The 23,967-nt window shown below is 69.1% G+C and carries 21 protein-coding genes; 5 read left to right on the top strand and 16 right to left on the bottom strand.

Features of this window, described 5'->3' with window-relative positions; translation table 11 throughout:
* Positions 1-136 precede the first annotated feature (136 nt).
* Positions 137-856: a 1-acyl-sn-glycerol-3-phosphate acyltransferase gene (locus C5C17_RS07890; protein ID WP_104252817.1), complete on the bottom strand. Its 720-nt coding sequence runs from the start codon at positions 854-856 to the stop codon at positions 137-139.
* Between the two features lie 175 nt (positions 857-1,031).
* On the opposite strand from C5C17_RS07890, the gene C5C17_RS07885 reads away from it, so the two are divergent.
* Positions 1,032-2,852 carry a long-chain fatty acid--CoA ligase gene (locus C5C17_RS07885; protein WP_104252816.1) on the top strand — a complete coding sequence of 607 codons (1,821 nt, stop codon included), beginning with the start codon at positions 1,032-1,034 and terminating at the stop codon, positions 2,850-2,852.
* A 39-nt stretch (positions 2,853-2,891) separates the two neighbouring features.
* On the opposite strand, the gene def is transcribed toward C5C17_RS07885, so the two are convergent.
* Genes def through C5C17_RS07870 form a run of 3 tightly spaced genes read right to left on the bottom strand, consistent with a single transcriptional unit; the run spans position 2,892 to position 8,273 of the window.
* Positions 2,892-3,455, bottom strand: coding sequence for a peptide deformylase (gene def / locus C5C17_RS07880; protein ID WP_104252815.1), 564 nt, complete (start codon positions 3,453-3,455; stop codon positions 2,892-2,894).
* Entirely contained in the window at positions 3,452-4,858 is a 1,407-nt protein-coding gene (locus C5C17_RS07875; protein WP_181028521.1) for a mycothione reductase, read from the bottom strand. The genes def and C5C17_RS07875 overlap by 4 nt, the downstream gene beginning before the upstream one ends.
* Positions 4,851-8,273, bottom strand: a complete 3,423-nt coding sequence (locus C5C17_RS07870) for a pyruvate carboxylase (RefSeq protein ID WP_104252813.1) — start codon at positions 8,271-8,273, stop codon at positions 4,851-4,853. Before C5C17_RS07870 ends, C5C17_RS07875 begins: the two co-directional genes overlap by 8 nt.
* 77 nt (positions 8,274-8,350) lie before the next feature.
* Between C5C17_RS07870 and C5C17_RS07865 the strand changes: the two genes are divergently transcribed.
* Complete coding sequence (locus C5C17_RS07865) at positions 8,351-9,235, top strand: ParA family protein (protein ID WP_104252812.1); 885 nt, start codon at positions 8,351-8,353, stop codon at positions 9,233-9,235.
* Here the strand turns inward: C5C17_RS07865 and C5C17_RS07860 are convergent.
* The 3 genes from C5C17_RS07860 to C5C17_RS07850 form a co-directional block, all read right to left on the bottom strand.
* Entirely contained in the window at positions 9,232-9,774 is a 543-nt protein-coding gene (locus C5C17_RS07860) for a MerR family transcriptional regulator (RefSeq protein ID WP_104252811.1), read from the bottom strand. The genes C5C17_RS07865 and C5C17_RS07860 overlap by 4 nt on opposite strands.
* Positions 9,775-10,045: 271 nt before the next feature.
* On the bottom strand, positions 10,046-10,693 hold the full coding sequence (locus tag C5C17_RS07855; RefSeq protein ID WP_104252810.1) for a MerR family transcriptional regulator: 648 nt from the start codon (positions 10,691-10,693) through the stop codon (positions 10,046-10,048).
* 44 nt (positions 10,694-10,737) lie between these two features.
* On the bottom strand, positions 10,738-11,238 hold the full coding sequence (locus tag C5C17_RS07850; RefSeq protein ID WP_104252809.1) for an FHA domain-containing protein: 501 nt from the start codon (positions 11,236-11,238) through the stop codon (positions 10,738-10,740).
* 236 nt (positions 11,239-11,474) lie between these two features.
* Between C5C17_RS07850 and C5C17_RS07845 the strand changes: the two genes are divergently transcribed.
* Complete coding sequence (locus C5C17_RS07845; RefSeq protein ID WP_104252968.1) at positions 11,475-12,290, top strand: DUF3097 family protein; 816 nt, start codon at positions 11,475-11,477, stop codon at positions 12,288-12,290.
* Here the strand turns inward: C5C17_RS07845 and C5C17_RS07840 are convergent.
* A complete protein-coding gene (locus tag C5C17_RS07840; RefSeq protein WP_104252808.1) occupies positions 12,262-12,834 on the bottom strand; it encodes a CDP-alcohol phosphatidyltransferase family protein in 573 nt (190 codons plus the stop codon). The two genes, C5C17_RS07845 and C5C17_RS07840, sit on opposite strands and share 29 nt — an antisense overlap.
* Positions 12,835-12,959: 125 nt before the next feature.
* Between C5C17_RS07840 and C5C17_RS07835 the strand changes: the two genes are divergently transcribed.
* Positions 12,960-13,388, top strand: a complete 429-nt coding sequence (locus tag C5C17_RS07835) for an RNA-binding S4 domain-containing protein (RefSeq protein ID WP_104252807.1) — start codon at positions 12,960-12,962, stop codon at positions 13,386-13,388.
* Between the two features lie 85 nt (positions 13,389-13,473).
* Here C5C17_RS07835 and C5C17_RS07830 read toward each other — a convergent pair whose 3' ends face one another.
* The 8 genes from C5C17_RS07830 to C5C17_RS07795 form a co-directional block, all read right to left on the bottom strand.
* Complete coding sequence (locus C5C17_RS07830; RefSeq protein WP_104252806.1) at positions 13,474-14,262, bottom strand: DUF1684 domain-containing protein; 789 nt, start codon at positions 14,260-14,262, stop codon at positions 13,474-13,476.
* Positions 14,189-16,231: an FAD/NAD(P)-binding domain-containing protein gene (locus tag C5C17_RS07825; RefSeq protein WP_219820487.1), complete on the bottom strand. Its 2,043-nt coding sequence runs from the start codon at positions 16,229-16,231 to the stop codon at positions 14,189-14,191. Before C5C17_RS07825 ends, C5C17_RS07830 begins: the two co-directional genes overlap by 74 nt.
* A complete protein-coding gene (locus C5C17_RS07820; protein ID WP_104252805.1) occupies positions 16,228-17,892 on the bottom strand; it encodes an ABC transporter ATP-binding protein in 1,665 nt (554 codons plus the stop codon). The genes C5C17_RS07825 and C5C17_RS07820 overlap by 4 nt, the downstream gene beginning before the upstream one ends.
* On the bottom strand, positions 17,889-18,884 hold the full coding sequence (locus C5C17_RS07815) for an ABC transporter permease (RefSeq protein ID WP_104252804.1): 996 nt from the start codon (positions 18,882-18,884) through the stop codon (positions 17,889-17,891). Before C5C17_RS07815 ends, C5C17_RS07820 begins: the two co-directional genes overlap by 4 nt.
* The gene (locus C5C17_RS07810; protein ID WP_104252803.1) at positions 18,881-19,918 is read right to left on the bottom strand and encodes an ABC transporter permease; all 1,038 of its coding nucleotides are present in this window, start codon (positions 19,916-19,918) and stop codon (positions 18,881-18,883) included. The genes C5C17_RS07815 and C5C17_RS07810 overlap by 4 nt, the downstream gene beginning before the upstream one ends.
* A gap of 3 nt (positions 19,919-19,921) precedes the next feature.
* Positions 19,922-21,523, bottom strand: coding sequence for an ABC transporter substrate-binding protein (locus tag C5C17_RS07805; RefSeq protein WP_104252802.1), 1,602 nt, complete (start codon positions 21,521-21,523; stop codon positions 19,922-19,924).
* A 119-nt stretch (positions 21,524-21,642) separates the two neighbouring features.
* Complete coding sequence (locus tag C5C17_RS07800) at positions 21,643-22,290, bottom strand: alpha/beta hydrolase (protein ID WP_104252801.1); 648 nt, start codon at positions 22,288-22,290, stop codon at positions 21,643-21,645.
* Positions 22,287-23,171, bottom strand: a complete 885-nt coding sequence (locus tag C5C17_RS07795; RefSeq protein ID WP_104252800.1) for a VOC family protein — start codon at positions 23,169-23,171, stop codon at positions 22,287-22,289. The genes C5C17_RS07800 and C5C17_RS07795 overlap by 4 nt, the downstream gene beginning before the upstream one ends.
* A gap of 60 nt (positions 23,172-23,231) precedes the next feature.
* Between C5C17_RS07795 and C5C17_RS07790 the strand changes: the two genes are divergently transcribed.
* Positions 23,232-23,930 carry a MarR family transcriptional regulator gene (locus C5C17_RS07790; protein WP_104252799.1) on the top strand — a complete coding sequence of 233 codons (699 nt, stop codon included), beginning with the start codon at positions 23,232-23,234 and terminating at the stop codon, positions 23,928-23,930.
* The last annotated feature ends 37 nt before the right edge of the window (positions 23,931-23,967 follow it).

Genomic DNA, 23,967 nt, shown 5'->3' with positions numbered 1-23,967 from the left:
CTCGGATCTCACGCTGACAGCTCACGCGCTGCAGCACTGGTTGTTCTGAATCTCACGCCGGACGGCCCGACACTACCCGGGGCAGCGCGCGCTCTGCTCGTCTGATCGCTGACAGCAATCACGGGCTCTCGCGCGTTCAGGGCTTCTGCGCCGCGGCGAGCGCCTTTGCCTCTGCATCCATCTTGGTTCGGATGGACGAGGCGTAGATGTCGCGATAGTCCTGGTTGCTGAGGGCGTGCAGCTCGCTCATGATCTCGTCCGTGATGGAGCGGAGCACGAACCGATCAGCCGCCATGCCCTCATAGCGAGTGAAGGTGAGCGGCTCGCCGAACACCATGCCGACTTTGCGCAGCCGCGGCACCTTCGCACCGATCGGCAGGACACGCTCGGTGTCGACCATCACGACCGGCACGACGGTCACCGGCTTGTCCGCCTGCATGATCATCCGGGCGATGCCCGTCCGGCCTCGGAACATGCGCGCGTCCGGGCTGCGCGTGCCCTCCGGATAGATACCGAGGACGCGGCCCTCGCTGAGGACGCGGAGCCCGGTCTGGAGCGACGCCTCGCTCGCGGCTCCGCCGCCTCGATCGATAGGGAGCATCCCGGTTGACTTGAAGAACTGCGCGGTCAGCCAACCCTTGATGCCGGTGCCCGTGAAGTACTCCTTCTTCGCGAGGAAGTAGACGCGACGGTCGATCGAGAGCGGCATGAAGAACGAGTCGACGACCGAGAGATGGTTCGACGCCAGGATGACCGGCCCCTTCGCGGGGATGTTCTCGATTCCTCGAACCCACGGACGGAACGTCGCGCGCACCAAGGGCCCTGCGAAGAGATGCTTGAGCACCCAATACAACATGCGTGGCCTCCCGATAGGCGATGGCACATCAGTGTACTCGGGACATGCCACGCACCGGTGCGCCGCTCGCCGTGTCCGAAACGGTAGTGTTGGAGGCCACTGGACGTGAAGCCGGACGACACTGGCCGATGGACGTTCAGGCGGCTCACGACCAGGACCACACTCAGGAGTTGCAATGAAGCTATCCGAGACCCCCGCCGTAGTCAGCCCGGAGCCGAGCTGGAACACCACCGACCTGCTCCAGTACCGACTTCGAGAATCGCCGGATCTCGCCCTCTTCGGACTGCCGGACGGCGATCGCTGGCGCGATGTCTCCGTCAAGGAGTTCCACGCCAAGGTGAACGAGCTCGCGAAGGGCTTCGTCGCCGCGGGCGTCGAGGTCGGCGAGCGCATCGCGTTCGTCGCGAAGACCAACTACGAGTGGACGCTCGTCGATTTCGCGCTCTGGTACGCGGGCGCCGTCATGGTCCCCGTCTACGAGACGAGCTCCTCTGCCCAGATCGAGTGGATCCTCGAGGACTCGGAGGCCGTCGGCATCATCTCCGAGCTCGCCGAGCACGACGACAAGCTCGACGAGATCGCCGACACCGTCTCGACGCTGCGCGTGCGCTACGCCCTGCACGCTGGTGCCATCGAGGAGCTCATCCGCCTCGGAGCTGGCGTCGACGATGCGGAGATCGAGCGCAGGCGCTCCATCGCGAACGGCGACGACATCGCGACGCTCATCTACACGTCAGGCTCCACGGGACGACCCAAGGGCTGCGTCATCACGCACTCGAACTTCGTCGAGCTCTGCCGGAACGTCAAGGGCCCGCTCGGCGCGCTCATCTACCCTGGCGCATCCACCGTGCTGTTCATCACGCTCGCCCACATCTTCGCCCGCTTCATCTCCGTGCTCTGCATCTACGGCGGCGTGAAGGTGGGGCACCAGCACGACACCACGAAGCTCGTGGAGTCCCTCGGCACGTTCCACCCGACCTTCCTGCTCGCGGTGCCCCGCGTGTTCGAGAAGGTCTACAACTCCGCGGAGCAGAAGGCAGAGGCCGGCGGCCGCGGCAAGATCTTCCGGAAGGCGGCCGATGTCGCCGTGCGCTACTCGGAGTCGCAGGACGCCGGGCGCACGCCCCTCGTGCTCGGGCTCCAGTACAAGCTCTTCGACAAGCTCGTCTACTCGAAGCTGCGGGAAGTGATGGGCGGGCGCGTCAAGCACGCCGTCTCCGGCTCGGCCCCGCTCGGCTCGCGCCTCGGCCACTTCTACCGCGCCATCGGCGTGAACATCCTCGAGGGCTACGGCCTCACCGAGACGACGGCCCCCGCGTCCGTGAACCTCGCCGAGAAGTCCAAGATCGGGACCGTCGGCCCCGCGCTGCCCGGCGTCGCAGTGCGCACGGACGAGCACGGCGAGCTGCAGGTCAAGGGCATCAACGTCTTCCGCGAGTACTGGAAGAACCCAGAGGCGACCGCTGCGGCGTTCGACGGCGAGTGGTTCAAGACCGGGGACCTCGGCTCGATCGACGATGACGGCTACATCACGGTGACCGGTCGCATCAAGGAGATCATCGTCACCTCCGGCGGGAAGAACGTCTCCCCCGCGGCGCTCGAGGACCCGATTCGCGCCGACCCCCTCGTCGGGCAGATCGTGGTCGTCGGGGACCAGCGTCCGTTCATCTCCGCGCTCGTGACGCTCGACCCGGAGATGCTGAAGACCTGGCTGAGCAACAACGGCGAGAACCCGGAGCTCACGGTCGCCCAGGCGGCCGAGCACCCCAAGGTACTCGCCGAGATCCAGCACGCGGTCGATCGCGCGAACACGCGCGTCTCGCGGGCCGAGTCGATCCGCAAGTTCGTCGTGCTCGACGGGGAGTTCACGGAAGCCAACGGAACGCTCACGCCGAAGATGTCCATCAAGCGCCACGTGATCCTCGAGAAGTATCGAGGCATCATTGAGGGCATCTACAACGCAGCCCCCGCGACGCAGGGCATCACGCTCAAGTAGATCGGCAGAGCAGCGATCCTGCGCCTTCGGCCATGCCCCTCAGCGAGTCGGGCGGCCGAAGGCGCTTGCTGCACTCGTGCCTGCCTTGGACGCACTGGCCGCCGTCGCCGGCGCGAACCACTCGCTGCCGCGGATCTCGCGCATCGCTGCCTTCCGGTGTTCCGGAGCCAGCGTGTCGATGTAGACCACGCCCTTGAGGTGGTCGGTCTCGTGCTGCAGCATCTGCGCCATGAGCCCGGAACCCTCGAGCACCACGGGCTCGCCGTCCAGGTCGATGCCGGTCACACGCGCGTGCTCGTACCGCGATGTCTTGTTCCAGAGCCCAGGAACCGACAAGCAGCCTTCGTCGATCTCGTCGAGCTCGCCCCAGGCGCTCTCGAGCACCGGGTTGAGCACGTAGCCGGTCGCACCGTCGATGTTGTACGAGAAGGCCGCGAGTCCCACGCCGATCTGCGGCGCGGCGACGCCGGCCCTCCCCTCGAGCGATGTCGTGTCCAGCAGATCGGTGACGAGGCTGCGGATGCGGTCATCGATCACGGTGATCTGCTCGGCGGGCGTGCGGAGCACCGGGTCACCGTAGTAGCGGATGGGGCGAACGGTCACAGTTCCTCCTCGGCGCGCAGCAGCGCGTTCTCGACCACCTCGCTCGCTGCGGGGTGAGGCCAGTACTGGCCACGCGCGAGGCCCCTGATGGAATGCCCGAAGCTCGCCGCGAGGACGAGGGGCTGGAGCAGGACCGCCGCATCCGGACCCACGATGTGTGCCCCGAGGATGGTCGCGCTGCCCCGCGCGATGACGAGTTTACAGAAGCTCCGCTGGTCTTCGAGCGCCCAGCCCCACGCGGTGGAACCGTAGTGGTTCATGACCTCGAAGGCGTCGTAGCCCAGTTGCTCGGCGCGCTCGAGCGTCACTCCGAAGCTCGCGATCTGGGGGTCGGTGAAGACCACGTCCGGCACGGGGCCCAGCGTGTTCTTCATGAGACGGCGCCCGGACTCGACAGCGATGTTGTGCGCGACGACTCTCGCCTCGTGGTTGGCGACGTGCTTGAGCTGGTGCTCCGAGTCGATGTCACCGAGCGCGAACACTCCGGGGACCGGGTGGCCGTCACGCAGCACACGCTGGTAGGCGTCCACTCGCAACCGGCCGTCATCGTGGTGGTCGAAGCCGACCTCGTAGGTGCCGAGCGTGTCCGTGTTGGGGATGCGGCCGATTGCCACCAGCACGGCGTCGACCTGGATCCGCTCCCCCGCGTCGGTCGTGAGCGTCGCGACTCGACCGTCCTCGGAGAAGTCGACGACGGAGGTGCCGGTCTCGACACGCCAACGCTCGCGGGCTGCCTCCGTGAACGTCGCGGCGACGTCCGCGTCGAGCGAGGAGAGCACGCGCCCGCGCACGAGCTGCGTGACCTCGGAGCCGAAGGCGCTGAAGACATGCGCGAACTCCGATGCGATCGACCCACCGCCGATGATCGCGAGGCGGCGCGGCACATCGTCGATGCGCATGATCGTGTCCGACGTGTGCACGAGCGGCGAGCTGAGGGGCACCACATCGTGGTGGCGTGCCCGGCTGCCCGCAGCGATGACCAGCGTCTCCGCGCTCAGCCTTCGCCCGGAGGCGGTCAGCACCTCGCGGTCACCGAGCATCTCGACGCGCTCGCGCACGAGCGTCACCCGCGGGTTCCCGTGCTCCCGGTAGCTCTCCCCGCCCTCGCTGATCTGGTCGATCCGCCCGAAGACGCGGTCGCGCACCTCCGGCCATGACGGACGCAGGCGGACGTCATGGACGCCCAGCCGCTGCGCATCCCGTGCGTTTCGAACCACGTCGGCGACGTGCACGAACATCTTCGTGGGAATGCACCCGACGTTGAGGCACGTGCCGCCGAAGTGCGGACCGTCATCGACGATGGCCGTCTTCGGCCCGCCCTCGTCACCTGGTGGGAGCGTGTTGCCGGAGCCTGCGCCGATGATGAGCAGGTCGAAGTGCTCGGCGACCGGGCGCTCAGTCATCTGCACGCTCAGCGCCAGGGCGGACGACGACCAGCAGGTCGCCGTTGCCGACCTCGAGCGGCGAGGAGATGGCGAGGCGCTCGACGACGCCCGCGACAGGGGCCGTGATGCCGGCCTCCATCTTCATGGCCTCGATGGTCGCGACGGTCTGCCCCTGCGCCACACGTTCGCCGACCTCGACGCGGAGCGTCACGACTCCGGAGAACGGCGCGGCGACGTGACCGGGGTTGCCACTGTCGGCCTTCTCACGTTCGATGGTGTCGACCTTGATGCTGCGGTCGCGGACGAAGACCGGACGCAGCTGCCCGTTGAGCGTCGCCATGACCGTGCGCATGCCGTCCGCGTCCGGCTCGCCGATGGCTTCGAGCCCGACGAAGAGCTGCACGCCCTTGCCGATGTGGATGACGTGCTCCTCTCCCGGTTCGAGCCCGTACAGGTAGTCGAGGGTGTCGAGCACGGAGAGGTCGCCGAAGAGCCGGACGGTGTCCTCGTAGCTCGCCGTCGGCTGCGGGAACAGGAGGCGGTTGAGGGTCCGTCTGCGCTCGAGGCTGTCCCCCGCCAGTCCTGCCTCGTCGGCGTCGGAGAGCGGTGTGACTTCGATCCTGACGTCGCGTCCCTCGAGCACCTTGCTGCGGAACGGCTCCGGCCATCCGGCCGGCAGCTCCCCGAGCTCACCGGCCATGAAGCCGATGACCGAATCCGGAATGTCGTACTTTCCGGGGTTCTCCGCGAAATCGGCCGGGTCTGCGCCCACGGCCACGAGGTGCAGGGCCAAGTCGCCCACGACCTTCGAGGACGGCGTGACCTTCGGGATGCGGCCGAGGATCTTGTCGGCTGCGTCGTACATGTCCTCGATGCGCTCGAACTGGTCCGCAAGGCCGAGCGCGATGGCCTGCTGCCTGAGGTTCGACAGCTGACCTCCCGGGATCTCGTGCTTGTAGACACGACCGGTCGGGCCCGGGAGCCCGGATTCGAAGGGACGGTAGACGAGCCTGACCGCTTCCCAGTAGGGCTCGAGGTCTGTGACGTTCGTGAGGCTGATGCCGGTGTCCCGCTCGGTGTGCTCGAGGGAGGCGACGAGCGCGGAGAGGCTCGCCTGGCTGGTCGTGCCCGACATGGGGGCACTCGCGACGTCGACGGCGTCGACGCCAGCCTCGCTGGCGGCGAGGAGTGTGGCGAGCTGTCCGCCAGCCGTGTCGTGCGTGTGCAGATGCACGGGCAGATCGAAACGGTCGCGGAGCGCGGTGACCAGCTTCGAGGCTGCCTGCGGACGGAGCAGCCCGGCCATGTCCTTGATGGCGATGATGTGGGCGCCCGCGTCGACGATCTGCTCCGCGAGGCGCAGGTAGTAGTCGAGCGTGTAGAACGGCTCGTCGGGGTCGGCGAGGTTGCCCGTGTAGCAGAGAGCGACCTCGGCGACAGCCGTTCCCGTCTCCAGGACCGCTTCGACCGCGGGCCGCATCTGGGAGACGTCATTGAGGGCATCGAAGATGCGGAAGATGTCGACACCGGTCGCGGTCGCCTCGTGGACGAACGCCTTCGTCACGGCCTCCGGGTACGGCGTGTAGCCGACGGTGTTGCGGCCCCGCAGCAGCATCTGGAGGGGGATGTTCGGGACGGCTTCGCGGAGACTCGCGAGGCGCTCCCACGGCTCCTCGCCGAGGAAGCGGAGCGCGACGTCGTAGGTCGCGCCGCCCCAGGCCTCGATAGAGAGCAGCTCGGGTGTGAGCCTCGCGAGGTAGGGCGCCGCTGTGACGAGGTCGCGGGTGCGGACGCGCGTCGCGAGCAGCGACTGGTGGGCGTCACGGAAGGTGGTGTCTGTGACCGCGAGGCGCTTCTCGGAGCGGAGCTGGGCTGCGAACCCCGTGGGGCCGAGGTCCAGGAGCTCCTGCCGCCGCCCGTCGGGAAGCGGGACGGAGGTGTCGAGCGCGGGCAGCTTCGTCCGCGGCTCGACGGAAGTCGGGCGCACGCCGTGTGGCGCGTTGACCGTGACGTCGGCGAGCCAGTTCACGATCTTCGTGCCGCGGTCGCCGGGGCGACGGTACTCGAGCAGGCCTGGGCGCTTCTCGATGAAGTCGGTCGCGACGTCGCCGCGCTGGAAGTCGGGATCGTCGAGCACACCGAGGAGGAAGGGGATGTTCGTGGCGACGCCTCGGATGCGGAACTCGGACAGCGCGCGTCGTGCGCGCCGCACCGCGGCCGGGAAGTCGCGCCCGCGGGCCGTGAGCTTCATGAGCATCGAGTCGAAGTGCGGCAGCACCTCGGCTCCCGTCGCGATGGTGCCGCCGTCGATGCGGATGCCGGAACCTCCGGCTGAGCGGTAGGTCGTGATGACGCCCGTGTCCGGCCGGAACCCCTGGGACGGGTCCTCGGTCGTGATCCTGCACTGCAGCGCGAAGCCGTGCAGCTCCAGCTGGTGCTGCTCGAGCCCCATGTCATCGAGGCGCTCGCCAGAGGCGACGCGCATCTGCGCCTGCACGAGGTCGACATCCGTCACCTCCTCGGTGACCGTGTGCTCGACCTGGATGCGCGGGTTCATCTCGATGAACACGTGCTGCCCGGCTCGTGGGCCCGCCGTGTCGAGCAGGAACTCGACGGTGCCGGCGTTCACGTAGTCGATGGACTTGGCGAAGGCGACCGCGTCGGCGTACAGCTGCTCCCGCACCTCCTGCGAGAGGTTGGGCGCAGGAGCGATCTCGACGACCTTCTGGTGGCGTCGCTGGACGCTGCAGTCGCGCTCGAAGAGGTGCACGACGTTGCCGTGCTCGTCGGCGAGGATCTGGACTTCGATATGGCGCGGACGGAGCACAGCCTGCTCGACGAACATGGTGGGGTCGCCGAAGGCGCTGTCCGCCTCCTTCATCGCGGACTCGAGCGCTTCGCGCAGATCCTCCGGGCGTTCGACGCGGCGCATCCCCCGCCCGCCTCCGCCCGCGACCGCCTTGGCGAAGATCGGGAAGCCGATCTCGTCGGCGGCGGCGCACAGCGCGTCGAGGTCGGTGGAGGGCTGGCTCGAAGCGAGCACCGGCACCCCCGCGGCGATCGCCTGGTTCTTGGCCGTGACCTTGTTGCCGGCGGATTCGAGGACCCGAGGGGGCGGCCCGATGAAGGCGATCCCCGCCTCCTGGGCGGCCCGCGCGAGTTCTGGGTTCTCACTCAGGAAACCGTAGCCGGGGTAGATCGCGTCTGCGCCGGATTCCTTCGCGACTCGCAGGATCTCCGCGACGTCGAGGTAGGCCCGGACCGGCTGTCCCACGGTGCCGATCTGGTATGCCTCGTCAGCTTTCAGGCGGTGAAGCGAGTTGCGGTCCTCGTAGGGGTACACCGCCACCGTCCGGGCTCCGAGCTCCACGGCAGCACGGAATGCGCGAATGGCGATCTCGCCTCGATTGGCAACCAGGATCTTCTTGAACACCGGTGTTCCACCTTCCGACAACAACGACAGGGGCATGCAGCAACGTGACGCCAGCCTAGTGAATGTAGCCTGGGCTGGTGTTCGTCCTCAGCATCAGTTCCCTCAAGGGCGGCGTCGGCAAGACCACGGTGACCCTTGGCCTCGCTTCCGCCGCATGGGCCCGCGGGCTCAGAACCCTCGTCGTCGACCTCGACCCGCAGTCGGATGTCTCGACCGGGCTCGACGCGCGCGCGCAGGATGGCGCCACGATCGCCGACGTGCTCCGCTCTCCCAAGCCGAGCACCGTGCGAGCCGCGATCGCCCGCTCGTCGTGGGGCGAGGGCGGCCACGGCGTCATCGACCTCATGGTCGGAAGCCCGGCAGCGCTGAGCTTCGACACTCCGAACCCGTCGATCCGCGAGATCTGGCGCCTCGAGGAGGCCCTGGCCATCGTCGAAGCCGACTACGACCTGGTCCTCATCGACTGCCCGCCATCCCTCAACGCCCTCACCAGGACAGCCTGGGCTGCGTCTGACCGGGTCGCCGTCGTGACGGAGCCGGGACTCTTCTCGGTGGCGGCCGCGGACCGCGCCCTGCGCGCCGTGGACGAGATCAGGCGCGAGCTCTCGCCGAGGCTGCAGCCGCTCGGCATCATCGTCAACCGAGCGAAGCATCAGTCGATCGAGCACCAGTTCAGGCTCGGCGAGCTGCGCGACATGTTCGGACCGCTTGTCCTCTCCCCCGCATTGCCAGAGCGGACGTCGCTGCAGCAGGCCACGGGCGCGGCGAAGCCCGTGCACCTGTGGCCCGGGAGCTCCGCCGAGGAGATGGCCGCGAGCTTCGACACGCTCCTCGAGCGCATCATGCGCGCGGGGCGTCTCGGCCCATACGCGAACGCCGCCGGCACCAACGACGAAGCCCCGGTGACGCGTGGGCGTCAGCGGGGCCGGTCGAAGAACGAGGGCGCGGCGTCCGGCGGCTAGCTGGCGCGACTTGCGCGGCGAGCGGCGAGCTCGTCAACAGGGTCGATGGTCTGCTGCTCGAAGTCCACGAGCGTCGATTCGACCTCGCGGAGCACCTGGCCGACAAAGATACCGAAGACGCCCTGACCGCGGTGCACGAGGTCGATGACCTGGTCGTTCGAGGTGCAGAGATACACGCTCGCACCGTCGGACATGAGGGTCGTCTGCGCGAGGTCGACGACACCGGTCTCGTGCAGCTGGTCGACTGCGGTGCGGATCTGCTGCAGCGAGATGCCGGTCTCGAGGAGTCGCTTCACGAGCTTGAGGACGAGGATGTCCCTGAACGAGTAGAGACGCTGGGAGCCAGACCCCTTCGCACCGCGCACGGTCGGCTCGACGAGGCCTGTCCGAGCCCAGTAGTCGAGCTGGCGGTAGGTGATGCCGGCGGCCCGCGCGGCAACGGCGCCGCGGTAGCCGGAACCCGGATCGAGGTCCGGAATGCCGTCGGTGAAGACCAACTCGCCGCCGGTTGGCGCGTCGCCCTGTCCCTGCTCGCTCATGCCTGCACCTTTCACACGTTTTCGACTGGCTCAGCTCCCAGTAGCACTGGGGCGGAAGCAGTGGGTCTTACCACAGGGGAACTTGAGGTAAGTCCCGAGCCGTCTGAGTTGATTCTATTGGAGCGCGTGCGACTCGGCTACTTCCGAACGACAACGATGTGATCCCGAGCTGTGTCGCCCTGAATCTCGGGCTTCGGGATGCGAGCAGCGGCGTGTCGCGACGAGAGCTCGCGCCGTGCGAATCCGCTTGACGTTCAAGTGGAGGGTGAAGCTACCTGCGACCGCGGACAGCCTGGCGGATGAGCGATCGCCGGACGGATTCGAGGTGCTCAGCCAGCTCGTGGGCCCGCTCGAGCGTCTCGCCACCCGAACGCGACCGTCGAGTGCTTGTCGACAGGGCCTGCTCGATGAGACCGAACTCGTGGTGCGCTGCGGCGCGGAACGGTCGGAGGTGTCGCGGCTCGATACCGACCTTCTCCAGTTCGACGAGCGTGCTCAGCATCGTGAGCTCGTCGTCCTGGTACCGGCTGGCCGCCGGGATCAACCCAGCGCTCACTGCCTGCTCGAGGAGGGCGGGCTTCGCGCCGGAGCGCTCGAGGAGCTGTGCGCGATCGAGCACGGTGCCGGCAGCGAGCATCGTCTGCCGCTGCGGCGCCCTCGAACCCGGCAGCTCTGGCTCGAGTCCACGGTCGAGCGCGTCGAAGTACTCCGCGATGACCTTGAGCGGCAGGTAGAGGTCCCGCTGCATGGTGAGCACTTCGCGCAGCCGAGCGACGTCGGCGGCGGAGAACTTGCGGTAGCCCTTGGGCGTGCGCTCGGGATGCACGAGCCCCTTGTCCTCGAGGAACCGCAGCTTCGACGGGCTCAGCTCGGGGAACTCGACGTTCAGCCGCTGGAGGACCTGTCCGATGCTGAGCATGCGGCCCTGTCCACTGGAAGAAGCCGCCGCGATAGCGGCCACCGTCAGTTCCCGGCAGACGCGGACGTGAGGCTCGTGTCGAGCGGCGAGCTGTAGAACGTGAGCCGGAACTTGCCGACCTGCACCTCTCCGCCGTTCGTGAGCACTGCGGAGTTGATGCGCTCGCCGTTGTAGTAGGTGCCGTTGAGCGAGCCGAGGTCGCGCATGTGGAACTCGCGGCCGTGCCTCGTGAACTCAGCGTGACGACGAGAGACGGTGACGTCGTCGAGGAAGATCTCAGCGTTCGGGTGGCGACCGGCGACCTGGAGGTCGGTGTCGAGCAGGAACCTGGCCCCGACGTTGGAGCCCCTGCGCACGATCAGGAGCGCGGAGCCGGAGGGAAGGGCGCTGATCGACTCCATCTCCTCCTTCGAGACACCGCCGGCGATGAGCGCGGCGAGTTGCGCGCTGAAATCGCCAGTGAACGACATCGTCGACGATTGCGTCTGTTCATCGACGACGCCGTCGCCGTCAGGGGTTCGCGCCTCAGCGTCAGACCCAGCCATATTTGCCTCCTCGAGTCGGTGCTCAAGCGTAGCGGAATCGGGGGTGCCCGAATTCCGGTCGGTGAACTGCACAAGCACCGCCAGCCATTGTGCGTCAGACGACTGAGTGTTGTCGAAACGAGCGACCGAATCGTTGCCGGTTTTCACCCTCGGCGTACACTCCCTGGGTGGCACACCTGTCTTCTTCTGACGAGAACGCATCCGACGACCGCTACGGCGGTGATCCCGTCGCACAGATGCGGGCGCGCAAATCCGCCCCGTTGACGCGCAAGGTCCCCATGGCGAGCGGCATGTGGCTCGAGGACGCCGCTACGGGCTTCTACGGTCGCCTCGCCTCGGCCAACAAGCAGACCGTGACGCTGCTGGACTTCGACGGGCAGCGCAAGGCCTTCCCGGCCGATTCGATCTTCCTCCTCGAGGACGAGCCGGTCCTCCTCGGCCCTCCGGTCGCCAAGCAGCCGTCCGGGCGCGCGAGGAGCGCATCCGGGTCGTTCCACGTCGCGGACGCGAAGGCCCGCACCGCGAGGGCGGGTCGCATCTTCGTCGAGGGGAAGCACGACGCCGAGCTCGTCGAGAAGGTCTGGGGCCACGACCTCCGCATCGACGGCGTCGTCGTCGAGTTCCTGCAGGGCGCCGACCACCTCGCCGAGGTGCTCACGGTCTTCGGCCCGAGCCAGACGCGGCGCGTCGGCGTGCTGCTCGACCACCTCGTCAAGGGCTCCAAGGAGCAGCGCATCGCGGACGACATCACGAAGCGCTTCGGCGCGTCCCACGTCCGCGTCGTCGGGCACCCTTACGTGGACGTGTGGCAGTCGGTCAAGCCCGAGCGCCTCGGGCTCAAGGCCTGGCCGGTCATCCCCCGTGGGCAAGACTGGAAGAAGGGCATCTGCCGGGCGCTCGGCTGGCCGGCCGAGGAGCAGGCGGACACCGCGAGAGCGTGGCAGCGCATCCTCGAGCAGGTCCGCGACTACCGCGACCTGGAGCCGTCGCTGCTCGGCCGCGTCGAGGAGCTCATCGACTTCGTCACGGAGCCCGGCGGCGCAGGTACCTGACGGCGTAGACCGCACCAGCGGCGACGTGCAGCACCGTGCCGATCGCGAGCATCCACCACGTGATGCCGCGCAGGGGCTCAGCCGGCACCTGAGCGGCGTAGGAGAGCAGGTGGAGCGGCATCGCGACCATGATGAACGCCGACCTGGCCTTGCCGAGCAGGTTGACCCTCCCCTCGCGGACGCGGTCGAGGCGGGTGAGCCCGATCACGAGCAGAGCCACGTCGCACACGAAGATCGTGATGAGGACGAACCACGGGAAGTAGCCCAGGAGGGCAAGCCCGAGGCCGATGGCGATGATGCCGAGTCGGTCCGCGACCGGGTCGAGGACCTCCCCCACCCGTGAGACCTGCCCGAGGCGGCGGGCGAGGAACCCATCGATCCAGTCGGTCGCGCCGAAGGCAGCGAGGCTCAGGGTCGCCGCGAGTGCTCTGCCATCGTCGGCGAGCCAGATCGTGAGCGGCACGAAGACGAGCAGCCGAGCCACCGAGATGGCGTTCGGCAGCGTCACCCACCGCATCGGGGCCTCCGGCTCTCTGCTCACCATGCGCACATTCTCTCAGCGGCAGCACCCCAGCGACTGGGTGGGCCAGCGTGTCGCCGGATGGTCGCGTCGTACGCCGACGGCGGACCGCGATTCGCGGACGAGCTCGGACTCGCTACCATCAGCGGATGGACCCCGACGAGCATGGCTCCCCACAAGCCGGCCCCGCGTCCGTGCGCGTCGACGTCTGGCTCTGGGCCGTGCGCATCTTCAAGACGCGCAGCGCCGCCACGGCCGCCTGCAAGGCCGGGCACGTGAAGATCGACGGCGACCGGGCGAAGCCCGCCCAGCGCATCCACGTCGGCGACGAGGTTCGCGTGCGCACGGATCGTGATCGGATCCTGGTCGCGCAGCAGCTGCTCAAGAAGCGCGTCGGCGCGCCGATCGCGGCGAAGGCTCTCATCGACAACTCGCCGCCGCCTCCCCCGCGGGAGTTCGCCGCGCCCATCGCGTTCCGCGACCGTGGTGCCGGCAGGCCGACGAAGCGCGAGCGGCGCGAGATCGATCGCATCCGCGGTCGCGACATCGAACCGGAGCCCTGGGGCGCGGAGGAGTGAGCGGGCGGCCTGCGGCCGTGGCGCCGTCGATCCGTGCCCGAATCGACCTCCAGCGGGACGAGGCTCCAACCGGGAACGTCGAGTCCTACGCCGTGATGGCGTTACGCTCCCCCGCTCGTACCGGCACCGTGAGGCGGTTGTCTGCGGCGGGCGTCGGGCAGACGAACTGGTCGCTGAAAGCGCACGGCGGCAGGTAGGCGCGGTTGAAGTCGATCGTCGTCGACCCATCGGCCTCTGGCGCTGGGACGGTGAGGAACCGGAAACGGTAGCTCTCGTCGCCGCTGGTGGCATCCGCGAAGACAACCTGCAGGCCAGCCTCCGAGGGGTCGGCGTCGATCGAGAACTGGGCTCCGCCCAGCGTGAAGTCGAGCTTCCCGCCGAGGTCCTTCCTGGAGACGTAGCCGTCGGCCTGGAGCACGTCGACCTGCTCGGTCGACGGGCGGAAGGTGGCGGAGACGACGTAGTCGTCACCGGGCGCGTAGCTGTCGATGCCGAGCAGCGCCGCGCGTCCGGGAGCTCCCGGGTCCAGCACGCGAAGCGCCCGCTGGTCGTCTCGAGCGAAGGCACGGAGGATGCGCTCGCCGTCGCGGAGCTCCTCTCCCGCGGTGAGCGCGACCCGGTCCCCGACCGCCTCGCCGGAAGCGTCGGTGTACCCGCTCGAGGCGAGCCCCGTGCCGACGACGGCCCCGTCCGTGATCGTCCAGGCTCCCGCTACGGTGTCGAGCTTGAGTTCGATGCCGTCGGCCAGCCAGTTCGTGGCGACGAGCGCCGCGGGCCCGTACGGTGCTCGGACCGCGCGTTCACGACTGTCGTGCCAGGCCGCCCAGCGCCTGCCGAACTGGTCTCCGGTGGTGGTGCTCTGCTGCGTGGTCATGCTGCTCCCGATCCTGGTTCTCTCTGCTGATGTCGCCGACAAGTCTCAAGGTACTCAGCGCGACGGCGTCGTTCTCGCGAAATGACACGGCGTTGGTCCTCGGGCGCGAGAAGGCGCCCACGAACGGATTCGAGGTGTACGGACCGACGGCGAACCGTCGCGGATGCGCGGTTCCGTCGGCTCGCACGATGCGCGAGTCAGCGCGTCGTACCTCGATGACGCCGATGGCGAGGCTGCCCTCCGGCGTGACGGCGACGCGCTCGCGTCCCTCACCGGACGCGAGGAGCTGGCGCAGCGCGTCGTTGTCGGTGTGCGCGACGTCGGAGTCCGGGAGCCAGGCGTCGATGAGCGCGCGGGCCGAGACCTCCTGCTCGAGCGTGCTGCCTCTCGCGCGGAACGACCCGGTCTCCTCGTCTTCCCAGACTCGGAGGTCGCCTCCGAGGAAGTGGACGACACCGGCTTCGCTGAGCGCGAGGAGCTCGTCGAGGCGGTGCCCGGGTGGACCGGAGGCGACGTAGCTGAAGAAGCCCTTCCACCAGACGCGCACGTCCCCCACGAGGGATGCGGGTGACCAGTTGGGTGCGTCCTGGAACTCCACGAAGGTCATGTACGAGAAGAGGAGCGCGAGGAAGAGCCCCTGGCTCTCGCTGTGCTCCTGCCGGTTCCTGCGTCGCAGATCCTCGCGAATGTACGCGTGCAGCGAGGCTGAGACCGACCCGACGTCTGTGGCGGTGGCCCCGCGAAGGGGGTGGTCGAAGGTCGCGATGTCGAGTTCGTCGCTTGGGTCGACGAGCGCGGCGATGACCGCGTCGTGCAGCTCTGGAGACTGCGCGCCGAAACGGTCGAGCTCCGCCCGGAATTCGACCCAGGAGATGCGGACGCGCTCCGGGTGGCCCGTGAACAGCTCCCGGTAGTAGCCGTGGAGCATCTCCTTCGCGAGCAGCGGCCAGAAGTGCGCGCGGAAGTCGAGGATGTCGTGCCGCGCGACGACCTCCCGCGCGATGTCCGGCGTGAAGTAGCGCGTCTCGAATGGCTCTCCCTGCAGCACGCTGGTGACCTTCGAGTGGTACGGGACGCCGCGCCTTGAGCCGACGAGGATGCGCGGCTCGCGTCCTGAAGGTAGGTACGTCAGGCGTCCCTCGTCCGGGCTCCGCACGAACGCCCCGCCCCGGCCCTCGGTGAGGAGCACGAGCAGGTCCACGGCGGCGAGTCCGAGCCCGCGGACGATGACGGGCTCCCCTGCTCGAACGGCGCTGAAGTCGGCGTCTGCAGTGAACGAGGGCGGCACGTATGCGAGCTCGTGGCGCGCCGCGAAGTCGCTGAGCTCGGCCGTCCTGGTGCCCTCGTGGACGCGTGTCCCCGAGTGGCCGAGGGCGTAGACGACCACGTCGACCGTGAGCCCGTCGCCCGTGTCGAGCTCGACCCGCTGGGAGCCGTTCTCGAGCGTCGTGACGCCTGTCACGTGCGCGGTGTGCACCAGCACGGTCAGCCCTTCCGGCGCGGCATCCGCGGCCTGCTCGAAGAACCATCCGAGGTACCGGCTCTGGAGCCGCCTGGTGGGGAAGCTCGCGGGACCAAGTGCCCGGATCTCCGCGGCGAGCTGCGGGACTTCCGCGTCGAGGTCGTACCCGGGCAGCGCGCCGCGCGTCGCGAGCTGCGCCCACTCGACCAGCGATGGCCCCTCGCGGACGGGCCCCTCGATGGTGCTCGTCTCGTCGGTGAACATCGTGACGTCGGCCGCGAGCGAGTTGAGCTTGAGGAGCCCGGACTGCGCGTCGCGCCAGATGCGCCCGGCGCCTGGCGGGTGCGGGTCGATGAGGTGCACGACGAGCTGACCGGTGCGGTCGGCGTCGTAGTTGGCGACGATGCGTTCGAGGAGTCCGGCGCCGCGCGGGCCCGCGCCGATCACGGCGATGCAGCGCGCGCCCTTGCTGCTGTCGCTGTCGACGAGTCTGGCGGCGGAGGTCACGCGATGACCTCCAGGACTCGCTCGGCGGGTCGCACACCCGGGATCGCGTCGACGAGCGCCCGCGTGTAGTCGTTGGTGCTGCGCTCGAAGACCTCGTCGACCGTGCCCTCCTCCAGAAGCTCTCCCCGGCGGAGCACGCCGACCCTGTCGGCGATCTGCCGCACGACGCCGAGGTCGTGGGTGATGAAGAGGTAGCTCAGCGAGTGCTCCGCCTGCAGGTCGACCAGCAGCTGCAGGATCTGTGCCTGCACGGAGACGTCGAGCGCCGACACTGCCTCGTCGAGCACGATGAGCTCGGGCCTGAGCGCGAGCGCCCTGGCGATGGCCACGCGCTGGCGCTGCCCGCCGGAGAGCTGCGTGGAGCGCCGCTCGGCGAAGCTCTCGGGCAGTGCGACGTCGTCGAGCAGCTCGAGGACGCGCGCTCGCCGCGACGCCTTGTCGCCGACGCCGAAGGCGCGCAGTGGTTGCTCGATGGACTCGGCGACGGTGAACCGCGGGTCGAGCGAGGAGTACGGGTCCTGGTGCACCAGCCCCGTCCTGCGACGGAAGGCCCTGAGCGCGCCGCCTCGCGCTCCGGCGACCTCGACGCCGTCGAGGCGAATGCTGCCCTGGTCTGGCCGTTCGAGCAGCAGCGCGAGTCGCGCCGTGGTGCTCTTGCCGGAGCCCGATTCCCCGACGAGCGCGTAGCTCTCGCCGCGGGCGATCGAGAACCCGACGTCCTTCGTCGCATCCACGCGTGCCCCGCCTGGGAGCCGGAAGGCCTTGCTGAGGCCGGAGACCTCGAGCACGGGCCTGCTCCGGTCTACCGCGAGGGAGCCCTGCGCCGGCACGAGCCTGGTCGAGCTCCGCGTCGGAGCCGCCGCGACGAGTCGCTTCGTGTATGGATGCTGCGGGTCCTCGAGCACCTCAGCGGCAGGTCCCGCTTCGACGATCGCGCCGTGCTGCATGACCAGGATGCGGTCCGCACGGTCGGCGGCCACGCCGAGGTCGTGGGTGATGAAGAGCACCGCCGTTGAGGCCTCGGCGGCGCGTTCCGCGATGAGGTCGAGGATCTGGCGCTGGACCGTCACGTCGAGGGCGCTTGTCGGCTCGTCCGCGATGATGAGGCCAGGCGAGGCGGCGAGCGCTGACGCGATGAGGACGCGCTGCCGCATGCCGCCGGAGAACTGGTGCGGGTACTGGGCTGCGCGCTTCGCGGCGTCCGGGATGCCCGCATCCGCCAGCAGCTCGACGGCCCGCGCACGAGCGTCCTTCTTCGTCGCGAGGCCGTGGATGAGGAGCACCTCGGCAACCTGCGAGCCGACCGTCTGCAGCGGGTTGAGCGACGCTGAGGGGTCCTGCGGGATGAGGCCGATGCGGGCGCCGCGCACAGCGCGCCACTCGAGCGGGGTGAGGGCCGTGAGGTCGAGTCCGTCGTAGCGGAGCGCATCCGCGCTGACGTCCGTGCTCGACGGGAGGAGGTCGACGATCGACTTTGCGACGCTCGTCTTGCCGGAGCCGGACTCGCCGACGATCGCGACCTGCTCGCCCGGGTAGACGTCGAAGGAGACGCCGGCGACGGCGAGCGTCGTGGCCCCCTTGTAGGCGAGCTGCAGGCCGCGCACGGAGAGCAGTGGCTCGGCAGGAGCCCCGCCGACGGTGGGTGACTGCGTTGCGGTCATGAGCGGTCTCCTCGGTCTTGGAGCCAGCGGGAGAGGCGGGCGGTGGAGAGCACGACCGCGACGATGACGAGGCCGGGCAGCGTCGTGAGCCACCAGGCGGCCTGCAGGTAGTCGCGGCCCTCGGAGATGAGCGCGCCCCACTCGGGCTGGGGCGGCGGGGCGCCGAAGCCGAGGAAGCTGAGCGCGGAGATGGCGAGCACGGCTGCGCCGAACTCGATGGCGGCGAGCGCGAGCACCGGGGTGATCGCGGCGGGCAGCACCTGGCGGAAGATGATGCTCGGCCAGCGGGCGCCTGACAGCTTCGCGGCCTCGATGTAGCCGGCCGTCGCGACCGAGAGCACCTGTGAGCGCATGATGCGTGCGAAGGCCGCGGTCGAGGCGAGGCCGACCGCGATGGCGATGTTGAGCGTCCCGAAGCCGAGTCCCGTGATGATCGTGAGGGACAGCAGCAGCGCCGGGATCGCGAGGATGACGTCCATGAACCGCATGATCGCCTCGTCGACGAACCCGCGAAGGTACCCCGCGAGCAGGCCGAGGAGCGCGCCGGTGCCGAGGGCGATGACCACGGCGAGGCCGGAGGCAAGGAGCGTGGTCTGCGACCCGTAGATGAACCGAGCGAGCGTGTCACGGCCGAGGTTGTCCGTCCCGAACGGGTGCGCGGCGCTCGGCGGCTGCAGGCGGTCGAGGAGCGTGCCGTTGATGGCGTCGTACGGCGTGAAGACGGACGGGATTATCGCCCAGGCGATGACCGTGGCGAGCACGGCGAGCGCGAGGATGAGGGATGGCAGGCGCAGGAGGCCGCTGAAGCGTGCGAACGACGACGGCTTGACCGCCTCGGGCACCGGCTGCGGCGTCCGCTCAGCGATTCTCTGTTCTTGCCAGTCCGGGGCGTCGCGGTGTTCCTGGGTGTCCCGGGCGCTGGGTGCGACGTAGCGTTCCGTGCGGCTGAGCGGGGCGAGGCCCGGCCCGGTCTCGAGAAGACGCTGGCTCATGCTGGGACCTCGGTCTTCCTCGCGGCAGCCGGCTCGTTCGGGACGAGCCCGGGCGTCGGCGGGGGCGTTGATCGCCCCTTCGACGAGGGGCGCTGCTGTTTCGTGGAGTGCGACAGGCGCGGGTCGATGAGCGGGTAGAGCGCGTCGACGATGAGGTTGGTCACGACGAACACGACCGCGGCGAAGACGACAGCGATCATGACAAGCGGGATGTCGCGGTTCGCGACGGCCGTCACGATCATGCGGCCGATGCCGTCGCGGGAGAAGACGGTCTCGGTGACGACGGTGCCGGCGAGGAGCTGGCCCACGAGCACGCCGCCGATCGTGAGGGTCGGGAGGGCCGCGTTGCGCAGAGCGTGGCGGACGAGGATGCGCGTGTCTCCCGCGCCCTTGGCCCTCGCCTGCTCGACGAACGGCCGCGCGAGCGTCTCGTGGAGGCTGCGCGTCAGCACCTGCGCGAGGTAGGCCCCCGTCGGGATGGACAGCGTGAGCGCGGGCAGGATGAGCCCGACGATTCCGGTGCTTCCGAAGGCCGGCACCCAGCCGAGCTGGAACGAGAAGACCTGCAGGAGCAGCAGGCCCAGCCAGAACGTCGGGACGGCGATGGCGAGCGACGGCAGCGACTGGAGGATGCCGCGCAGCCAGGACGACCGGACGAGGTTGCTGACGAGTGCGAGGCCGACGCCGCCGACGATGGAGAGGACAAGCGCTGCGCCGGCGAGCGTGGCCGTCGACGGGAGGGCGCGGGCAAGTACCTCGGTTGCCGGGATGCCGTTCTGGACGGAGCTGCCGAAGTCGAGCATCAGGGCCCCGCCGAGGGCCGCAAGGTACTGCTCGTGGAACGGGGCGTCGAGCCCGAGCTCCGCACGCAGCGCCTCGACGGCCGCAGGATCGGCCGCGCCTTCACCTCCACCGGCCGCGGCCACTGCGGCCGCGTCACCGGGGAGAAGGTAGAGCAGGAGGAACGAGAGCGTGAAGGCCGCCCAGAGGACCAGGATCCCCAGGGCGAGCCTGGCAGCGAAGTAGCGGACCATGAACTACTCCGCGGCCTTCCAGGCTGCCGAGAAGTCGAGTCGGCTGGAGGCTTCGAACTGGGTGCCCTGCACGCCGGGCGCCTGGACGAGGTTCGTCGACAGCTGGATGACAGGAACGGCGTAGCCCTCCTCGAGCAGCTGCGTGACGGCGGCGTCGACCGACGTCTGGCGCGCGTCCGCGTCGATGACGGCCGCCTGCGAGTTGAGGACCTCGTCGATCGGGCCCACCTCGCGGTAGTTGTACTTGTTGCCGCCTTCGGCCGAGAAGAAGATGCGCAGCGCGTCCGGGTCGGCGCGGGTGATGTTGGCCCAGGTGAACGGCTGCGTGCCGTCGTTGATGGCGGTGACGTCGGCGATGGGTGCTTCGCGGAGCTGGAGGTCGATGCCGACGGCTGCCAGCTGCACCTGCACCTGCTCGAGCACGTTCGTGGTCGGCTGCCAGTAGGCGAGCTCGAAGCTCAGCTTCTGCCCGTCCTTCTCGCGGACGCCGTCGGCTCCCTCGGTCCAGCCCGCTTCGTCGAGCAGCTTGGCGGCTTCTTCGGTGTTGAACTCGAGGATGTCGCTCTTGTCGCTGTAGTACGGGGTCGAGGTTGCGAGCACGCTCGTCGCCGGGCTGTCCTCCGGCGTCAGGAGCGCGAGGAGCTCCTCGCGGTTGATGCTCTTCTGCACGGCGAGGCGCACCTTCTCGTCCGAGAGGATGGGGTGGGAGGCGTTCGGGATGAGGTTGTAGACGACGCCCGGGTTCGCCCGGTTCTCGACGGTTGCTCCTGCGCTCTTGAGCGGGTCGAGGTCGACGAAGGACACGTCGGTGGACACGTCGAGCTGACCGGACTGGAGCGAGCCGGTGAGCGTCGAGGCCTCTGGGATGACCGAGTACGTGATGGTGTCGAGGTAGGGACGCTCGGTGTTCCCAGTCGTGGATGCACCCCACGCGTAGTCCTCGCGCGCGGTGAGCACGGTCTCGGCGTTCGGCGTGTACGACTCGACGGAGAACGGTCCGGAACCGACGAGGTTGCCGGCACAGCGCTCTTCCTGGCTGAGCTTGCTGCTTTCCGCGGAGACGAGCCCGAGCGTGAAGGTCGAGGTGGCCTGCAGGAACTGCGCGGACGGCTCGGCGAAGGTGTAGGTGACGGTCTGCGGGTCGACGACCGTCACCGATTCGAGGCCGGCCAGGTAGAGATTGCCCAGCGGCGACTTCGCGCCGAGCGCTTGGATGCCCTCGGCGTTGGCCTTGACGGCCTCCGCATCGATCGGCGTGCCGTCGGCGAAGGTCGGGCCCTCGGCGAGAGTGAAGGTGAACTCCTTGGCGTCGTCGGAGATTTCCCACGACTCGGCGAGCCACGGCAGCACCTCACCCGTCTCGACGTCCTGCGTCGTGAGCGATGCGACGGTCTGGCGGGCGATGTTGACGTTGTTGTTGTTGCCGACCTGCGCTGGGTCGATGCACCCGATGTCGCTGAGGATGCCGACGCGGAGGTTGCCGCCCTGCACCGGGTCCGCATCCGCCGCCGGGGTCGCCCCGGACTGCCCGGCGCACGACGCCAGGGCCATCATCCCGACCGCAGCGAGGGCGGCAGCGGAGAGGGATCTGGTCGAGCGGGTCATCTGGACTCCTTCGTGGTGGGGATGTCCAGAGACTAGGAAGACGGCCGCCAGCGGAAGCGGGCGGCCGAAATCTCGAGTACCAGGGGGACACGCGGGGTCACATTCCGTGTGGCCGGTTCTCAGGCGAGGAACGCCGCGAGGTCCTGGAGCTCCTGCGGCGAGATGCCGTGCGCGAGCCCCGGGTAGACCTTCTCCGTCGGGGTGGCGTGGCCCGCGAGCCAGCCCGTGGTGCGCTCGAAGGTCAGGTCGCTGATGATCTGGTCCCGGTCTCCGCGACCGAAGAACACCGGCGGGCGGATGCGTGCCAGCTCAGCGTCACCGGGTTGCTCGCCCTGGAGGGAGAAGCCGGAGAGCACGGCGCCCCGCGCGAACCGCTGCGGGTCGCGTCGGAGGAGCTGCGTCACCATGAGCCCACCCTGGGAGAACCCGACGGGGATGATGCTCGCGGTCGGCGGCGTGTGCTCGTCGAGCCAAGCGAGCACTGCGTGGGTCGCGGCCGCGGCCTGCGCCGGGTCCGGGAGCCCGGGACGCTCGATGGGCACCCACGCGTACGAGCCGACTTCGGCGGGTGTCTGCTCGCGGAGAACGAGCGGCGCGCGGAGCGAGGCCCAGGCGAAGCCGTCGCCGAGTGACGGGAGGAGGCTGGTGAGGTCGTCCTCATGGGAGCCGTAGCCATGCATGAGCAGCAGGATCGGACGGGCGGTCGCCTCGTCCTGAAGGCTTCCCCCAGCGGAGGTGAGGGCCGTCGTGATGGCGAGGTGGCTCATGCGGCGACCGCCTGGTCGCGTGTTCGGAGCACCACTTCGGAGCGCCACGGGTCCAGCACGGTGATGGAGGCGCCGTCATCCGCGAACTGCAGGCCTGCGCGCCGAAGTCGGTCGGCGACCGCATCGATCTCTTCGCGGGCCGGCACCTCGATGGTGAGCTGGCCGAGTCCGAGAGTCGCGGCTCGGGGGCCGGCTCCCGCGCTGTTCCACACGTTGAGGGCGACGTGGTGGTGGTAACCGCCTGCGCTCACGAAGAGGGCACCCGGATAGGTCGTGGTCGTCTCGAAGCCGAGGGTGTCGACGTAGAACCCTCGAGCGGTGTCGACGTCGCCGACCTGCAGGTGCACGTGGCCGACGTCGGCCGCTGCGGTGTTCGGCGCATCCGCGGTCGCTTCGACGAGGTTGGCGCGCAGGTAGGCGTTCGGGTCGAGGAACTCGGTCGACATGGCGATGCGGCCGGAGGCGTCGAGCCAGGTGTCGCGGGGCCGGTCGGTGTAGAGCTCGATGCCGTTGCCCTCTGGATCGGTGAAGTAGAACGCCTCGCTCACGTGGTGGTCGGAGGAGCCGACGAACTGCGAGCGCTTGTGCTGCGCGGCTCGGTAGACCGTCGCGGCGAGGTCGCTCGGCGTCTCGAAGAGGAGCGCCGTGTGGAAGAGCCCGGCGGCACGGCGCGAGGGAATCGGGAGGCCCGGGGTGTGGCGCAGGCGCACGAGCGGAGTCTGCCCGCGGCCGAGCGTGATCTCGCCGTCGGCCTCGGCCATCGGCTCGAGCGCGAGGGCCGTTCGGTAGTACTCGGATTGCGCGGCGAGGTCGCCGACGTGGAGGGAGACGAGGCCCATGCCGGTGCCTGCGTCGAGCTTGTCGCCGTCTGTTGTCGTCATGGCAGGAACCGTAGCACTCAAAAACTTGCATCTACAACTAAAAGTCGGGACAATGGGGCAATGACCGAACCCAGATGGCTGACCGCAGACGAGCAGCACTCGTGGCTGCACTTCATCGGGGTCGTCGAGCTCCTCCCGGGGGCACTCGACACTCAGCTCGGCAGTGACGCCGGCGTCACGCACTACGAGTACCTCGTGATGGCCGTGCTCTCGGAATCGCCGGGGCGCAGCCTGCGGATGACCGACCTCGCGACGCGCACCAACGCGACGCTCCCCCGCCTCTCCAGGGTCGTCCTCGGTCTCGAGCAGCGAGGCTACGTCGAGCGCACGAGCCACCCAGACGATCGACGGGCGAAGATCGCCAAGCTCAGCGACGAGGGGATGTCGTTCCTCGAGGAGACCGCGCCAGGGCACGTCGCCAAGGTGCGCGAGCTCATCGTCGACGCCCTCACCCCGGAAGAGTTCAGCACGCTCGGCCGCCTCTCCCAGAAGCTGCTGGGCCGGATCGACCCAGAGGACCGTTTCGGCGTGCATCGCATTCCCGCCGAGCCCTCGACGGCCGACGCGGAACCGCTCGCGCGCCTCGGGATCGGCGCTCCGGCGACGCGCGCGCTGGCGGAGGCTGGCCAGACGATGCTCGGAGACGTCGCTGGCGCGAGCCGCGAGCACCTCCTGTCGCTGCACGGTGTGGGCCCGAGGGCCGTCGGCCTTCTGGAGACCGCGCTCGACGCGCGAGGCCTCGCGCCACTCCAGCGCTGACCTCGCCGCGCACTCGGGGCGCTCGTCCCTGCGCCAG

The organism is Pseudoclavibacter sp. RFBA6, assembly GCF_002931575.1.
Taxonomy (GTDB): Bacteria; Actinomycetota; Actinomycetes; order Actinomycetales; family Microbacteriaceae; genus Pseudoclavibacter; species Pseudoclavibacter terrae.
The sequence above is the reverse complement of the archived record's forward strand: the minus strand, read 5'-3'. Positions and strand labels throughout refer to the sequence as shown.

Bases quoted from the DNA above. Each gene is read 5' to 3' on its own strand.
- C5C17_RS07890 (WP_104252817.1), bottom strand. From the start codon at position 856: ATGTTGTATTGGGTGCTCAAGCATCTCTTCGCAGGGCCCTTGGTGCGC.
- C5C17_RS07850 (WP_104252809.1), bottom strand. From the start codon at position 11,238: ATGGCTGGGTCTGACGCTGAGGCGCGAACCCCTGACGGCGACGGCGTC.
- C5C17_RS07840 (WP_104252808.1), bottom strand. From the start codon at position 12,834: ATGGTGAGCAGAGAGCCGGAGGCCCCGATGCGGTGGGTGACGCTGCCG.
- C5C17_RS07820 (WP_104252805.1), bottom strand. From the start codon at position 17,892: ATGACCGCAACGCAGTCACCCACCGTCGGCGGGGCTCCTGCCGAGCCA.
- C5C17_RS07800 (WP_104252801.1), bottom strand. From the start codon at position 22,290: ATGAGCCACCTCGCCATCACGACGGCCCTCACCTCCGCTGGGGGAAGC.
- C5C17_RS07855 (WP_104252810.1), bottom strand. From the start codon at position 10,693: ATGCTCAGCATCGGACAGGTCCTCCAGCGGCTGAACGTCGAGTTCCCC.
- C5C17_RS07795 (WP_104252800.1), bottom strand. From the start codon at position 23,171: ATGACGACAACAGACGGCGACAAGCTCGACGCAGGCACCGGCATGGGC.
- C5C17_RS07845 (WP_104252968.1), top strand. From the start codon at position 11,475: ATGCGGGCGCGCAAATCCGCCCCGTTGACGCGCAAGGTCCCCATGGCG.
- C5C17_RS07885 (WP_104252816.1), top strand. From the start codon at position 1,032: ATGAAGCTATCCGAGACCCCCGCCGTAGTCAGCCCGGAGCCGAGCTGG.
- C5C17_RS07810 (WP_104252803.1), bottom strand. From the start codon at position 19,918: ATGGTCCGCTACTTCGCTGCCAGGCTCGCCCTGGGGATCCTGGTCCTC.
- C5C17_RS07835 (WP_104252807.1), top strand. From the start codon at position 12,960: ATGGACCCCGACGAGCATGGCTCCCCACAAGCCGGCCCCGCGTCCGTG.
- C5C17_RS07790 (WP_104252799.1), top strand. From the start codon at position 23,232: ATGACCGAACCCAGATGGCTGACCGCAGACGAGCAGCACTCGTGGCTG.
- C5C17_RS07815 (WP_104252804.1), bottom strand. From the start codon at position 18,884: ATGAGCCAGCGTCTTCTCGAGACCGGGCCGGGCCTCGCCCCGCTCAGC.
- C5C17_RS07805 (WP_104252802.1), bottom strand. From the start codon at position 21,523: ATGACCCGCTCGACCAGATCCCTCTCCGCTGCCGCCCTCGCTGCGGTC.
- C5C17_RS07875 (WP_181028521.1), bottom strand. From the start codon at position 4,858: ATGACTGAGCGCCCGGTCGCCGAGCACTTCGACCTGCTCATCATCGGC.
- C5C17_RS07830 (WP_104252806.1), bottom strand. From the start codon at position 14,262: ATGACCACGCAGCAGAGCACCACCACCGGAGACCAGTTCGGCAGGCGC.
- C5C17_RS07860 (WP_104252811.1), bottom strand. From the start codon at position 9,774: ATGAGCGAGCAGGGACAGGGCGACGCGCCAACCGGCGGCGAGTTGGTC.